Source organism: Caulobacter sp. LjRoot300, assembly GCF_964253875.1.
GTDB lineage: Bacteria > Pseudomonadota > Alphaproteobacteria > Caulobacterales > Caulobacteraceae > Caulobacter.
In genome coordinates this window covers 82497-95191 of record NZ_CAXUSA020000002.1, presented here as the reverse complement: position 1 = coordinate 95191, position 12695 = coordinate 82497, and the positions used below count along the sequence as shown (strand labels likewise).

Annotated in this window: 13 protein-coding genes and 1 pseudogene; 5 read left to right on the top strand and 9 right to left on the bottom strand. The window is 69.9% G+C overall.

Translation table 11 applies throughout. From position 1 onward, the window contains the following. Positions 1-56: 56 nt before the first annotated feature. Entirely contained in the window at positions 57-1586 is a 1530-nt protein-coding gene (locus tag ACSQ2G_RS05870; RefSeq protein ID WP_436029105.1) for a UbiD family decarboxylase, read from the bottom strand. A gap of 134 nt (positions 1587-1720) precedes the next feature. Between ACSQ2G_RS05870 and ACSQ2G_RS05865 the strand changes: the two genes are divergently transcribed. After that, complete coding sequence (locus ACSQ2G_RS05865) at positions 1721-3472, top strand: DUF4153 domain-containing protein (RefSeq protein WP_436029104.1); 1752 nt, start codon at positions 1721-1723, stop codon at positions 3470-3472. Positions 3473-3547: 75 nt separating this feature from the next. On the opposite strand, the gene ACSQ2G_RS05860 is transcribed toward ACSQ2G_RS05865, so the two are convergent. The 4 genes and pseudogenes from ACSQ2G_RS05860 to ACSQ2G_RS05845 all read right to left on the bottom strand — a co-directional run bounded on the left by ACSQ2G_RS05860 (position 3548) and on the right by ACSQ2G_RS05845 (position 6751). Continuing rightward, positions 3548-5338 carry an ABC transporter ATP-binding protein gene (locus tag ACSQ2G_RS05860; protein ID WP_436029103.1) on the bottom strand — a complete coding sequence of 597 codons (1791 nt, stop codon included), beginning with the start codon at positions 5336-5338 and terminating at the stop codon, positions 3548-3550. A 48-nt stretch (positions 5339-5386) separates the two neighbouring features. Next, positions 5387-5677, bottom strand: coding sequence for a DUF454 family protein (locus ACSQ2G_RS05855; protein ID WP_436029102.1), 291 nt, complete (start codon positions 5675-5677; stop codon positions 5387-5389). Between the two features lie 130 nt (positions 5678-5807). Then, positions 5808-5897, bottom strand: a pseudogene (locus ACSQ2G_RS05850) (hypothetical protein); the annotation flags it as partial. A gap of 605 nt (positions 5898-6502) precedes the next feature. Then, positions 6503-6751, bottom strand: a complete 249-nt coding sequence (locus tag ACSQ2G_RS05845) for a hypothetical protein (protein ID WP_436029101.1) — start codon at positions 6749-6751, stop codon at positions 6503-6505. A 228-nt stretch (positions 6752-6979) separates the two neighbouring features. Here ACSQ2G_RS05845 and ubiA point away from each other — a divergent pair, with 228 nt between their 5' ends. Further along, on the top strand, positions 6980-7918 hold the full coding sequence (ubiA, locus tag ACSQ2G_RS05840; protein ID WP_436029099.1) for a 4-hydroxybenzoate octaprenyltransferase: 939 nt from the start codon (positions 6980-6982) through the stop codon (positions 7916-7918). Between the two features lie 234 nt (positions 7919-8152). On the opposite strand, the gene ACSQ2G_RS05835 is transcribed toward ubiA, so the two are convergent. Further along, positions 8153-8509 carry a lysozyme inhibitor LprI family protein gene (locus tag ACSQ2G_RS05835; protein WP_436029097.1) on the bottom strand — a complete coding sequence of 119 codons (357 nt, stop codon included), beginning with the start codon at positions 8507-8509 and terminating at the stop codon, positions 8153-8155. 72 nt (positions 8510-8581) lie between these two features. Here ACSQ2G_RS05835 and ACSQ2G_RS05830 point away from each other — a divergent pair, with 72 nt between their 5' ends. The 3 genes from ACSQ2G_RS05830 to ACSQ2G_RS05820 are packed head-to-tail and all read left to right on the top strand — an operon-like array spanning position 8582 to position 10603. Next, positions 8582-9523 carry a fatty acid desaturase family protein gene (locus tag ACSQ2G_RS05830; RefSeq protein ID WP_436029095.1) on the top strand — a complete coding sequence of 314 codons (942 nt, stop codon included), beginning with the start codon at positions 8582-8584 and terminating at the stop codon, positions 9521-9523. A 32-nt stretch (positions 9524-9555) separates the two neighbouring features. Beyond that, entirely contained in the window at positions 9556-10215 is a 660-nt protein-coding gene (locus tag ACSQ2G_RS05825) for a class I SAM-dependent methyltransferase (RefSeq protein ID WP_436029093.1), read from the top strand. Positions 10216-10258: 43 nt separating this feature from the next. Continuing rightward, entirely contained in the window at positions 10259-10603 is a 345-nt protein-coding gene (locus tag ACSQ2G_RS05820; protein WP_436030522.1) for a VOC family protein, read from the top strand. Between the two features lie 103 nt (positions 10604-10706). Here ACSQ2G_RS05820 and ACSQ2G_RS05815 read toward each other — a convergent pair whose 3' ends face one another. The 3 genes from ACSQ2G_RS05815 to ACSQ2G_RS05805 are packed head-to-tail and all read right to left on the bottom strand — an operon-like array spanning position 10707 to position 12413. Beyond that, entirely contained in the window at positions 10707-11513 is an 807-nt protein-coding gene (locus tag ACSQ2G_RS05815) for a GIN domain-containing protein (RefSeq protein ID WP_436029091.1), read from the bottom strand. Between the two features lie 10 nt (positions 11514-11523). Then, positions 11524-12090 carry a DUF1700 domain-containing protein gene (locus ACSQ2G_RS05810; protein WP_436029089.1) on the bottom strand — a complete coding sequence of 189 codons (567 nt, stop codon included), beginning with the start codon at positions 12088-12090 and terminating at the stop codon, positions 11524-11526. Next, entirely contained in the window at positions 12087-12413 is a 327-nt protein-coding gene (locus ACSQ2G_RS05805) for a PadR family transcriptional regulator (RefSeq protein WP_436029088.1), read from the bottom strand. Before ACSQ2G_RS05805 ends, ACSQ2G_RS05810 begins: the two co-directional genes overlap by 4 nt. Positions 12414-12695 lie beyond the last annotated feature (282 nt).

Sequence of the window (12695 nt, the reverse complement as noted above, 5' to 3'; positions counted from 1 at the left end):
GGGTCTACGCCCCCCACCGGCGCCTTCGCGCCGCCTCCCCCACAGGGGGAGGAGCGTTACTTCCAGATCGGCTTGCCGTCCCCCGGCAGGCCCAGCCGGGCCCACTTCTCGCTGACCGCGTCGATCACCGCCTGGTCCATGCGGATCTCGTTCCCCCATTCGCGATGGGTCTCGGGCGGCAGCTTGTCGGTGGCGTCGAGACCGATCTTCGACCCCAGGCCGCTCTCGGGGCTGGCGAAGTCGAGATAGTCGATGGGGGTGTTCTCGATCACCGTGATGTCCCGCGCCGGATCCATCTTGGTGCTGATCGCCCACATCACGTCCTTCCAGTCGCGGGCGTTGATGTCGTGGTCCACGACGATCACCCACTTGGTGTACATGAACTGGCGCAGATAACTCCAGACGCCCAGCATCACCCGCTTGGCGTGGCCCGGATAGGCCTTCTTCATCGACACCACCGCGATGCGATAGGAGCAGCCCTCGGGCGGCAGCCAGAAGTCGACGATCTCGGGAAACTGCTGGCGGATCAGCGGGATGAACACCTCGTTCAACGCTTCTCCGAGCACGGACGGTTCGTCCGGCGGCCGGCCGGTGAAGGTGGTCAGGTAGATCGGGTCCTTGCGCATGGTGATCGCCGTCACCTGGAAGACCGGGAACTTCTCGACGCTGTTGTAGTAGCCGGTGTGGTCGCCGTACGGCCCTTCGTCCGCATACTGGTCGAGCAGCACGTGGCCCTCGATGACGATCTCGGCGTGGGCCGGGACCATCAGCGGCACGGTCTTGGCCGGGACGAGGTCGACCTTGGCCCCGCGCAGCAGGCCGGCGAACTGGTATTCGGACAGGGTGTCGGGCACCGGCGTCACGGCCGCCAGGATGGTGCCGGGATCCGCGCCCAGCACGGCGCAGGCGGGCAGGGGTTCGCGGTTCCCCGCCTTCTTGTGACGGGCGTAGTGCTGGGCCCCCCCGCGGTGGGCCAGCCAGCGCATGATGCAGCGGTCCTTGCCGATCACCTGCATGCGGTAGATGCCCAGGTTGAAGTCGTCCTCGCGATCCTTGCCCGGGCCCTTGGTCACCACCAGCGGCCAGGTGATCAGCGGCGCCGGTTCGCCGGGCCAGCAGGTCTGGACCGGCAGCTGGGTCAGGTCGATCTGGTCGCCGGTCAGCACCACCTCCTGCACGGGGGCCTTCTTCACCGTGCCCGGCCGCATGGCCATCACGGTCTTGGCCAGGGGCAGCATGTCCAGGGCGTCCTTCAGGTCCTTGGGCGGCTGGGGCTGACGCAGGAAGGCCAGCAACTCGCCGACCTCGCGCAGTTCGCCGGCCGTGGTGCGCGGCTCGCCGCCCAGGGTGACGCCCATGGCCACCCGCTTGACCGTGCCGAACAGGTTGGCCAGGGCCGGCATCGGCGAGCGCGACCCGTCGGGCAGGAGGACGTGCTCGAACAGCACCGCCGGCCCGCCGGTCGCCAGCAGGCGCGTCTGGATCTCGGTCATCTCCAGCACGGTCGAGACGGGTTCGCTCACCCGCACCAGCTCGCCCTGCGCCTCGAGGACGTCGATGAATTCGCGAAGCGAGCGATAGGCCATGCGGGCGGACTCCTGAACGGCGCGGAACCTAGAGGCCGCCCCGCCCCCCGGCAAGGTCGCGCCGGCAAGCTCGACCCTAGGCGCCGCGCCCACGGCGTGATCTCTGGCCCCACGACATTCGAGGTTGCAGCAAGATGACCGACGCCCTGAACGAGACCGCCCCGTCCGATCCCCGCGCCGTGCGCCGCGCGACGATCCTCCGCCTGGCCACCGGCCTGGCCCAGGGCCTGCTGTTGTACGGCCTCTGGCAGGCCGACCAGTCCAAGATCTGGCCGGCCACCCAGCGCGAGCTCTACGGCGCCCTGCTGATGGTCGTCCTGTTCACGCCGTTCGTGGTGCTGGCCGGGGCCTCGGCCCTGCGCTGGCGCACCCTGGCGGCCTGGAAGGGCGTGGCGGCCGTCGTCGTCGCCGGCCTCGGCGCCTATGGCGTGTGGAGCGGCGACCCGGCCGCCAAGGGCGTCGACGCCCTGGGACCGCAGACCTTCTTCGCCGTCGCCGCCCTGGTCTTCATCGGCCATCACCTGGTCGAGCCGGCCGACCTGGAGCGGCGGCGGATCGCCCGCTATCCGACCTATTTCGACGTGACCTGGAAGCACGGGGTGCAGGGCGCGCTGTCGGTGGGCTTCACCGGGGCCTTCTGGCTGCTGCTGTTCCTGGCCGCCGCCCTGTTCAAGCTGATCGGGGTCGAGGCCATCGACAAGCTGATCAAGCACGAGTGGTTCAGCTTCCCCGCCACCACCGTGATGTTCGCCGCCGCCGTCCAGCTGACCGACGTCCGGGCCAACCTGGTGCGCGGCGTGCGGATGGTGGCCCTGACCCTGCTGGCCTGGCTGCTGCCGCTGATGGCCCTGATCGCCGCAGCCTTCTTGGCTACCCTGCCGTTCACCGGGCTGGAACCGCTGTGGAAGACGAAAAGCGCCACGGCCATCCTGCTGACCGCCGACGCCTTCCTGATCCTGCTGGCCAACGCCGCCTACCAGGACGGGACCGAGACGACCGCCGCGGTGCTGCGGTGGGCGGCGCGGCTGGCCGGCGTGCTGCTGGTGCCGATCACCGTACTGGCCGCCTATGGCCTGAGCCTGCGGATCGGCCAGTACGGCCTCAGCCCCGACCGGATCATCGCCGCCGCCTGCGTGCTGGTCGCGGCCGGCTACGCGATCGGCTACGCGGTCGCCGCCGTACGGCCAGGGACCTGGATGAAGGCGCTGGAGGCCACCAACATCGCCATGGCCTTCGTGGTCATCGCGGTGCTGCTGGCCCTGTGCACGCCGATGGCGGATCCGAGACGGCTGTCGGTGAGCGACCAGGTGGCGCGGTTGGACAAGGGCAAGGTGAAGGCGGCTGACTTCGACTACGAGTTTCTGCGCTTCGACTCGGGGCGCTTCGGTCGCAAGGCCTTGGATCGCCTGAAGGTCAATTCCGACGCGGTCGTCGCCCAGCGGGCAAAGGTCGCGGACGCGCTGGAGTACCGCACCGGTAACGGCCGCAGGACGCCGGTCGTGGCCCATCCCCGCATTAGCTTTTATCCGAAGGGCGCTCAGCCTCCGGCGGGCTTCGTCACGCTGTACGGACGTGAGAGCTCGGACGATTGTTTGTTGGGCAACTCCGAATGCGACGCGCGCCTGCTCGACCTGACCGGCGACGGCCGGCCCGAGGTTCTGATCACCCACGGGTGGGAGATCGGAGTCTATGGCGCGGGCACGGATGGCGCCTGGCGCAGGCTGGGCGGCTTCCAGCCTCAGTGCGGGAGCGTCGACACCCGCGCGGCAATCCGCGACGGCACTCTGAGTCTGGCCCCGCCGGCGATCCAGAACCTGGTCTCCCCCAATGGCTCGATGCGCTTCGAGAGAGACTACGGACCTTGTCCGCCGGTGGCCGGGAAGTAGCCGAGCAGCAGCGGAGAGGCTCGTCGCTTCGCAGCGGCCGAGGACACGCTGCGAGGGCATGTCCCCGATCCGGATCTAACCCACGCCCTCGCTCACCGCATTCAGCCGCGCATAGACCCCGCCCGCCGCCTTCAGCTCCCCGTGCCGCCCCTCCTCGACCACGCGTCCGTTCTGGAACACCAGGATGCGGTCGGCGCCGCGCACGGTCGACAGGCGGTGGGCGATGACGATCGTGGTGCGGCCGTGCATCAGGGCCTCGGCGGCCTCCTGCACCTGGCCCTCGGTCTCGACGTCGAGCGAGGAGGTGGCCTCGTCCATGACCAGGATCGGGGCGTCGGTCAGGAAGGCGCGGGCGATGGCCACCCGCTGGCGCTCGCCGCCCGACAGCTTGATCCCCCGCTCGCCGACCAGGGTGTCGTAGCCCTGGGGCAGGCGCAGGATGAAGTCGTGGGCGCGGGCCTTCCTGGCCGCCTCGACGACCTCCTCGTCGCTGGCGTCGGGACGGCCATAGGCGATGTTTTCGCGCAGGGTGCGGTGGAACAGGGCCGGGTCCTGCGGCACCACGGCGATGGCGCGGCGCAGGCTGCCTTGCGTCACCTGGGCGACGTCCTGGCCGTCGATGACGATCCGCCCGCCCTGCAGGTCGTGCAGCCGCTGGACCAGCTTGACGAAGGTCGACTTGCCCGAGCCGGTCGGCCCCACCAGCGCCACCCGCTCGCCCGGCGCGATCTTCAGCGAGAAGTGGTCGTACAGCGGCGCCCCGGCCGACTTGTAGCGGAAGGTGACGTCCTCGAAGGCGATGGCGCCCGGGCCGCGCTTGAAGTCCGGCGCGCCGGGCGCATCGGCGATCTGCGGCGCCAGGCCCTCCCAGGCGGCCAGGTCCTCGGTGTCGTCCAGGCCCTTCTGCAGCATGCGGATGTTCTCGCCCATGTTGCGCAGATAGCCGCTCATCAGCAGGAAGGCGGTGATGGCGAAGGCCACGTCGCCGGGCGTGGCGGTTCCCTTGGCCCAGGCGTGGATCATCGCCGCCGTCAGCCCGCCCTGCAGCAGCACCAGCAGCAGGTTCTGGCCCAGCCAGACATTGGTGAACTTGTGCCAGGTGACCATTACCGCCTCGCGCCAGGCGGCGGTGACCTGGGCGACCTGGGCGCTCTCGCGCGCCTCGGCCCCGAAGCTCTTGACGGTGGGGTTGGAGGTCACCGCGTCGGCCAGGCTGGCGCCGATCCTCGAATCCAGGGCGTTGGACTTCAGGTTGGCGGGCCGCACATAGCGGGTGGTGACCACCAGGTTGACCGTGATGTAGGCGGCGACCACGACCAGGGCGACGATCCCCGCCAGGGGCTGGCGCAGCAACAGCATCACCGACAGCCCGACCAGCACGATCAGGCTGGGGGCCAGCCAGATGGTCACCGCGTCGGTGACGCTGTCATAGCCCCACATGGCGCGGGTCAGCTTGCGCACCGTGGCGCCGGCGAAGCTGTCGGCGTGCCAGTCGGACGAGAAGGCCTGGACGCGGGCGTAGCCCTCGTTGGTCATCTCCTCCATGTTGCGGGCCGCCAGCGGGATCCAGAACCGCATGGCCAGGTTGCGGATCAGCGAAAAGCCCAGATAGACCCCGACGAAGGCCGCCCAGGCGCCCCAGGCCGCGTCGATGGCCGACGGGCCCTTGGTGATCGTGTCGATCAGCCGGCCGGAGGCCCAGGGCAGGGCCAGGTCGAAGCAGATCGCCATCAGGGTCAGGCCGACGCCGGTGAAGAACAGCCCCTTCCGGCGCAGCCAGAAGCGCGCGATGAAGCCCAGCACCCTGGCGTTGCTCAGGGCGCGGCGGGGAGCGCCGGTCTCATCCTCGTCGATCTGGTCGGTCATAGTGGAGGACAGATAGGCGCTCCACCTCCTGGACGCGAGCGGCGGTTCTCAAGCCTGTTTCGAACTGTGGCTTCGGCGCCGCCCGCCGCCGAACGGCCGCCAGCGCAGGTACCAGCGGATGGCCGGACCGACGATCGGCGTGCGCAGCAGCGGCCGCACGGCGTGGGGTCGGGTCTTCAGGAAGCACATCACCGCGCCGATCCAGAACACCGTGGTCGGCAGGCCCGGCGTGACGATGCCGACCGCCCCGATCGCCACCAGCACCGCGCCCAGACCGTCCAGCGCCCAGTGGACCGGGCGGGACAGGCGCTTGCGAGGCGGGCGGGGGGCGGCGGTCATCGGGCTGGAATGTGGGGGATCAGGGGCGAAACGGGAAGACGCGGATTGCACCCTCTCCCGGAGGGGAGAGGGAGGGACCCGCGCCGCAGGCGTGGGAGGGAGAGGGGTGACGCCCTGTCCGGTTTCACGCAGACGCCCTGCCGGCGCGCCGTCGGACTCGGTAGCCCCTCACCCTCCCACCGCTCCGCGGCGGGCCCCGCCCTCTCCCTCTGGGAGAGGGTTCAGAGAGGTCGATGCTCGGCGTTCAGCGAACAAACCCTCGCGATTTCAACGCCCTGAACTTTCTCGACCCGATTTGGTCCTCACCCCTTCCGACCGCGTCCATACTGATCTCACCTGAAGGCATGGGGAGGGCGCACGTACGGCGACCGATGCGGCCTTCGGGGGTGGTCGAGCGGGAAGGCCTTGTCCGCCGTGTCTCCTCGGAGATGTCCAGGTCGGTTCGGAGCAGGTTCGCCTCAGTCGCGACGAAACTCCGGCGCCTGGAGAGGCGGATAGGGCCAGCAGGCATGGGCTGAAATCGCCCATGCGGTCCAGGACGGAGCCAACGTCCTGCCCGTCGGGGGCCTCCATCGGAGCGGGTTAAAAATCCGCGACCCGAAGGCTTCCGGATAACGGCCGCGCGAAGCGCTCGAACTTCGTCGAAACGGTACTCAAAAACTGCAAATCATCCGGGCGAGGCCAGGGCGCTTCGCACCCTTCCCGTCAACTCAGCCGCGAAAGGTCGAGGTCGCCGCCTCATGGCTGGGGACAGGCGCATGCGCCTGTCCCCGTCCGCGTCCAAGATCCCCCGTGGGGGAGGTGGTCCGGAGGGGGCTTGCCGCGCTACGCGAACCGCAGGTGGCTCAGGGTGTCGCCGCGCAGGCCGGCGCGGATGCGGCCGCCGAACTTCGTGCCCGAGGTCAGTCGCGACACCATGCCGGCGTCGCCGGCTCGGTCAAAGGCCCGCGCCGCCGCGGTCCACAGGGCGGTGGTCACCGGATGCGGCGCCACGACGCCGGCGGCCAGGCCGAGGACCAGCAGGGCCCAGGCTTCCACGCGGTCGGCCAGGAGAGCGAGGGACGGACGGATCATCGGAAGCCTTTCGGAACTTGAAGAGAAGGGCCGCCGCCCCGGGGGGAAGACGGCGCCCCTCCTCGGGCTGGCGAACCGGCTGGAGGGGGCCGCCGTTTCGCTGAACACACCTTGGCTGGCGCCGTTCGATCAATCCAATTGATCGTTTTTCTCGGCGAGATCGGAAAACTCTATGCTGGCGTTTGGGCATGGTTGCGCGAGGCGGGAGCCGGGGGCTAAGCCTTGGCCATGAGTTCGCCCGACACCGCCATCCTGCCCGACGCCGCCGCCGGCAACTGGGTCGACCGCCATGCGCCGCCGGCCCTGCGACCTTGGCTGAAGCTGGGTCGGTTCGATCGGCCGGCGGGGATCTGGCTGCTGATGCTGCCCGGCTGGCAGGGCATCGCCCTGGCGGCGGCCGGCCAGGGCCGGTGGCCCAACCCGTGGCTGCTGATCGCCTTCTTCGTCGGCGCGGCCCTGATGCGGGCGGCCGGCTGCGCCTTCAACGACATCGTCGACCGCGACTTCGACGCCCAGGTCAGCCGCACGGCCCTGCGTCCCATCCCCGCCGGCCTGATCAGCGTCAAGCAGGCCTGGGCGTTCGTGATCGGCTGCTGCCTGGTCAGCTTCGGGATCCTGGTCTGCCTGGGCTGGCTGGCCATCGGGCTGGGCGTCGCCTCGCTGGCCCTGGTGGCCGCCTATCCGTTCATGAAGCGGATCACCTGGTGGCCCCAGGCCTGGCTGGGCCTGACCTTCAACTGGGGCGCGCTGCTGGGCTACGCGGCGGCCACCCATCGACTCGATTGGTCGGCGGCGCTGCTCTACGCCTCGGGCCTGTTCTGGACCCTGGGCTACGACACGATCTACGCCATCCAGGACATCGAGGACGACGCCCTGGCCGGGGTGAAGTCCTCGACCCGCCGGCTGGGGGCGCACGTCCAGAAGGGCGTGCTGGCCTTCTATGTCGCCTGTTTCGTGCTGGTCGTCGCGGCGGCCTGGGTCGGGGGGCTGGGGCCGCTGTTCCTGCCCCTGGCCGCCCTGGTCGCCGTCCACCTGTCGCGCCAGGCGGCCCGGGTGCGGATCGACGACCCGGCCGGGGCCCTGGCCCTGTTCAAGTCCAACGCCCAGGTCGGCTTCGTGCTGTTCCTGGCCCTGGCGGCGGGGATGTGGAAACCGCCGGGGCTGTAGGGATCCGGCTCTGCGAGCCCCCACAGCAAGGCGGTTGTCATCCCGCCTCGGGCCGCGTGAGCGGCCCGCCTAACGGCGGACTGGGCGCGAAGCGCGAAGATCCGGGACCGACGCGTGAACGCGGCGCTTGCGGCGGTCCCGGATCGGCGCTCGGCGTTGCCGAGCTTGTCCGGGATGACAGGTTTTTCAGAGCTAATCCGTGGGCGATCGCTCTGCCCGGAGGCGCGGCCGGCCTCAGAACGGCCCGTTGCGATAGATCCGCTCCAGGCCGCGTTCCAGCTCGCCCAGCCGGCGGTCATAGGCGCGGTTCAGGCAGGCGCGGTTGGCGCCGCAGCCCCGGCGGTCGCGCAGCCACTGTTGCTGGGCGTCGATCAGGGCGCCGCGGCCGCCCATGGCCAGGGTGCGCCTGTTGACCTCGTAGAGCACCGACATCCTCACGTCCTTGTCGTTCAGGGCGGTGTTGGCGCAGACCGCCTTCTCGTCGGGAGCCCGGGCGCGATTGCAGTCGAAGCTGGCGGCCCAAGACAGGTTAGGGACGGCCGCCATGGGCAGGGCGAAGGCCAGGGCGAGGGCGGTCAGGATCAGGCGCATGAGGAGTCTCCGAGAGCAGCATGACGTCGGGTCATTCTGTAAGCCGGACGCTGAATGTGGCATGATCGTTCCATGGCCGTCGCGTCCCGCATCAAGCCGCAGGAACTGTTCACGCCGCAGGAATGGGCGCCGCTGTCGGCGCGCTCGTCGTGGCGGGGCCTGCTGATGGTCGCCCACGCCTGGGCGGTGATCGTCGCGGCCGGCGCGCTGTTCGTGATCTGGCCCAATCCGCTGACCTACATCCTGGCGGTGATGCTGATCGGGGCCCGCCAGCTGGGCCTGGCCATCCTGATGCACGAGGCCGCCCATGGCGGACTGCATCCCAACCTCAGGATCAACGACTGGGTCGGCGAATGGCTGTGCGCGGCCCCGACCGGCGCGTCGCTGGCCAAGTACCGACCCTATCACCTGACCCACCACAAATACGCCCAGCAGGCCGAGGATCCGGACCTGGTGCTGTCGGCGCCGTTCCCGACCACCCGCGCCTCGCTGCGCCGCAAGATCGTCCGCGACCTGACCGGCCAGACCTTCTTCAAGCAGCGGTTCGGCCCGCTGCTGGGCAAGCTGAAGGCCGACCAGCCGAAGGGCGCGATCTTCAGCGGCGAGGTGGGGCGGCAGGCGCCGTTCCTGCTGTGGAACCTGGGCCTGCTGGTCGCGCTGAGCGCCATGGGCCTATGGTGGGCCTGGCTGGCGCTATGGATCGTGCCGATGGCCACCTGGTTCCCGCTGGTCACCCGCCTGCGCAACATCGCCGAGCACGCCCTGGTGGCCAAGGACGAGCCCGACCCGTTCCGCCACGCCCGCACCACCCGGGCCAACTGGATCGAGCGGGCCTTGATCGCGCCCTACCACGTCAACTTCCACGCCGAGCACCACCTGTTCATGCACATGCCGTGCTGGAACCTGCCCAAGGCCCACCGGCTGCTGGCGGCCAAGGGCCGGACCGGGGGCATGCTGACCGCGCCGGGCTACCTGTCGGTGCTGAAGGCGGCGTCCAGCCGCTCGCCGGCCTAGGGGCTAGGACCGGGCCGTGCTCTAAGCCGCCCATGATCGAAGCCACCCTCGCCGGCCGCCGCGCCTTCATCCTGGAGAACACCCGGCTCCAGGCCCCGCCGCACACGCCGGAGCTGCGGCTGCACCTGGCCGACGAGATCACCCCGATCTGGACGCTGACCGAGGAGGCCCTGGCCGAGATCGGCCTCCCGCCGCCGTTCTGGGCCTTCGCCTGGGCCGGCGGCCAGGCCCTGGCGCGCCATATCCTCGACAACCCCGAGATCGTCGCCGGCAAGCGGGTCATCGACTTCGCGTCCGGCTCGGGCCTAGTGGCCATCGCGGCGATGAAGGCCGGGGCGGCCAGCGTGCTGGCGGCCGACATCGACGTGTTCTGCGAGGCGGCGATCGGCGTCAACGCCGCGGCCAACGGCGTCGAGGTCGCCTTCACCGAGGTCGACCTGCTGGGCGCCCCGCCGCCGCCTGCCGACGTGCTGCTGGCCGGCGACATCTGCTACGAGCGGCCGATGGCCGAGGCGGTCATGGCCTGGCTTGGCGTGGGGCGGACGGCGGGCGCGACGGTGCTGATCGGCGATCCGGGTCGCACCTACTTCCCCAAGGACGGGCTGGTGAAGCTGGCCGAATACCAGGTGCCGACCACGCGGGAGCTGGAGGACATGGCCGTCAAGCGCACCAGCGTCTGGACTCTGCCCTGACGGCGGTCTAGAACATAAGAAGAACAGATTGAGGGCCGCGACCATGCGCGAAGACGGCAAGATCGACTATATCGAATGGCCCGCCGGCGACCTGCCGGCCACCAAGACCTTCTACACGAAGGCCTTCGGCTGGGCGTTCACCGACTATGGTCCCGACTACGCGGCCTTCGAGGGCCAGGGAACCGACGGCGGGTTCTGCACGCCGCAGGAGGGCTCGACCGACCGGCCGCTGGTGGTGCTCTACGCCCACGACATCGAGGCCATGCTGGCCCGAGTGACGGCGGCGGGCGGCGTGGTCACCCGGGCGATCTTCAGCTTTCCCGGCGGCCGCCGCTTCCACTTCACCGACCCGTCCGGCAACGAGTTGGCGGTGTGGAGCGAGGGCTAGGGTCTTCGGGTTCGTCCAGCCCCGCGCGCCTATCGTCGCCGTCCCGGGCGGAACAACAAGGCCCGGGACGACGGAGGAAAGGACGGAGCGCCGTTCGCCGAGCCTACCAGTCCTGGTGCACCTCGCCGGAGCCGGCGACGTTGGAGGTCAGGACGGCGGGCTTGCTGGTCAGGTAGACGTCGCCGCTGCCGGCCACCTCGATCTCGGCCGCGCCATGCGGGGCGACGTGGGCCTCGCCGCTGCCGGCCAGGGCGATCTTGGCGTCGCCGGTGTCGAGGCCGCGCAGGTCGGCCTGGCCGGAACCGGAGACCCGCAGGTCGACCTTCCTGGTCTTGCCCTGGGCGTCGACGTCGCCGCTGCCGTTGATCTCCAGCACCAGGTTCGGCTGGTCGTAGGCCTTCAGGTGAAGGTCGCCGCTGCCGTTCAGGGTGAAGGCTCGCACGCCCGGGGCGACGATCTCGACCGACAGGCGGTCGCCGTCGCGGTTGATGTGCACGCCGTGGCCGTGGATGGAGATCGAGCCCTCGCCGCCTTCGCCGTCGCGCAGGGCCAGGCGGCCGTTCTCCAGGGTCACCCGGTCGACCAGGCGCTGGGGCCCGACGACCTTGACGCTGGCGCCCGCCCCGGGCGCGGCCTGGGTGAAGATCACCTCGGCCGGCACGTCGATCTGCAGGGCGTCCGAGCCGCTCCAGGCGACATCTCGCGTCGTGGTCTCGCCGTTGTCGGCCTCCGACGAACCGGGCCCGATATGGACATGGTCGTTGTCGTCGTTGACCTCGATGTTCCAGTCGGCCGGGAAGGTCCAGCCGTGCTGCATGATGTCGCGACCGCCGAGCGCGAAGGCCCCGGCGAGGCAGCCGACGAACAGCACGAAGCTGGCGACGGCGACGATGGTCAGGTTGCGGATCATGGCGGTCCCCTCAGACCTGGGTTTCGATGGCCGGCTTCAGCAGCCGGTAGTGGAGGCGGCCGTACCAGATCAGCCCGTTGACCAGGCCGATGGTCAGCAGGGTGGTCACCGCGGCCAGGGCGGTGGCGCCGGCCATCAGGGCGATGCCCAGCAGGAAGGCCACGGCGGGGCCGCCGGGCGGTCCGGCGAACGGTCCCACGGTGGTCACCACCCCGCCGGCCACGAAGACGCCGATGGCGGCCATGAAGAAGGCGAACAGCGTCCCCAGCGCGCCCATCAGCAGGGGCAGCAGGAAGATGATGTCGATCGCCCCCAGGCCCACGACCGCGAAGATCGCGCTGGCGGCGGCCGAGGGGTTCTTGGTCTCCTCCCAGCGCTTGACGCCCTGTTCGGCGCGCTGCTCGCGGGCCAGGCGCTCGGGCTCGCCCAGGGCGGCGGCGACTTCGCTTTCGCTGCGCCCGGCCTCCTGGGCGTCGTTGAAGTGGGCCTCGTAGTCGGCGACGATGTCGGCGATCTGGGCGGCGGGCATGCCCGCCAGCCCGCGCTTGAGGCGGGTGAGGAATTCGGCGCGCGTCATGCGGCGGCTCCCAGGATGTTGTCGACGGCGGAAACGAAGGCCGCCCATTCGGCCTTCTGGGCCGTGAAGCTGGCCCGACCCGCCTGCGTCAGGCGGTAGTACTTGCGCGGCGGGCCGCTCTGGGATTCCACCAGATAGGTCTCGACCTGGCCGTCCGACTGCATGCGGCGCATCAGCGGATAGATCGTCCCTTCCCCCATATCGATGTCCTTGGCGAGCTTGCTGGCGATTTCGTAGGCGTAGCTGTCGGCCTTCGACAGCAGGGCCAGCACGCACAGCGCCAGCACGCCCTTCTTCAGTTGAACTTCAATGGCTTCCGTCACGGCGTCCGCTTCTTTGCTTCTGGCCCGTTGCTGAGCACTCTTGTGACGCAAGGTAGTGTCCAATGCAAGGTAGCTGTCATTACATGTTAGTAATGGTACGTAGCCGCAACCGCGCCGAAATGGCGGTTGTTGAGAGCGGTTCTCAGGTTGGGCGCCTCGGGTCCGCGCAAGGCGTCCGGGCGAACGCCTCAGGCGCTTGGCAACGGGGATTGGAGCGCGTATGCACGCCAGCGACCGGCCAGAGACGCCGGGACCAGCGCTCGATTCCCGTCGCCTGACGAA

Excerpts from the sequence above, each read along its gene's own strand:
- ACSQ2G_RS05870 (WP_436029105.1), bottom strand. The coding sequence starts at position 1,586 with ATGGCCTATCGCTCGCTTCGCGAATTCATCGACGTCCTCGAGGCGCAG.
- ACSQ2G_RS05865 (WP_436029104.1), top strand. The coding sequence starts at position 1,721 with ATGACCGACGCCCTGAACGAGACCGCCCCGTCCGATCCCCGCGCCGTG.
- ACSQ2G_RS05860 (WP_436029103.1), bottom strand. The coding sequence starts at position 5,338 with ATGACCGACCAGATCGACGAGGATGAGACCGGCGCTCCCCGCCGCGCC.
- ACSQ2G_RS05855 (WP_436029102.1), bottom strand. The coding sequence starts at position 5,677 with ATGACCGCCGCCCCCCGCCCGCCTCGCAAGCGCCTGTCCCGCCCGGTC.
- ACSQ2G_RS05845 (WP_436029101.1), bottom strand. The coding sequence starts at position 6,751 with ATGATCCGTCCGTCCCTCGCTCTCCTGGCCGACCGCGTGGAAGCCTGG.
- ubiA (WP_436029099.1), top strand. The coding sequence starts at position 6,980 with ATGAGTTCGCCCGACACCGCCATCCTGCCCGACGCCGCCGCCGGCAAC.
- ACSQ2G_RS05835 (WP_436029097.1), bottom strand. The coding sequence starts at position 8,509 with ATGCGCCTGATCCTGACCGCCCTCGCCCTGGCCTTCGCCCTGCCCATG.
- ACSQ2G_RS05830 (WP_436029095.1), top strand. The coding sequence starts at position 8,582 with ATGGCCGTCGCGTCCCGCATCAAGCCGCAGGAACTGTTCACGCCGCAG.
- ACSQ2G_RS05825 (WP_436029093.1), top strand. The coding sequence starts at position 9,556 with ATGATCGAAGCCACCCTCGCCGGCCGCCGCGCCTTCATCCTGGAGAAC.
- ACSQ2G_RS05820 (WP_436030522.1), top strand. The coding sequence starts at position 10,259 with ATGCGCGAAGACGGCAAGATCGACTATATCGAATGGCCCGCCGGCGAC.
- ACSQ2G_RS05815 (WP_436029091.1), bottom strand. The coding sequence starts at position 11,513 with ATGATCCGCAACCTGACCATCGTCGCCGTCGCCAGCTTCGTGCTGTTC.
- ACSQ2G_RS05810 (WP_436029089.1), bottom strand. The coding sequence starts at position 12,090 with ATGACGCGCGCCGAATTCCTCACCCGCCTCAAGCGCGGGCTGGCGGGC.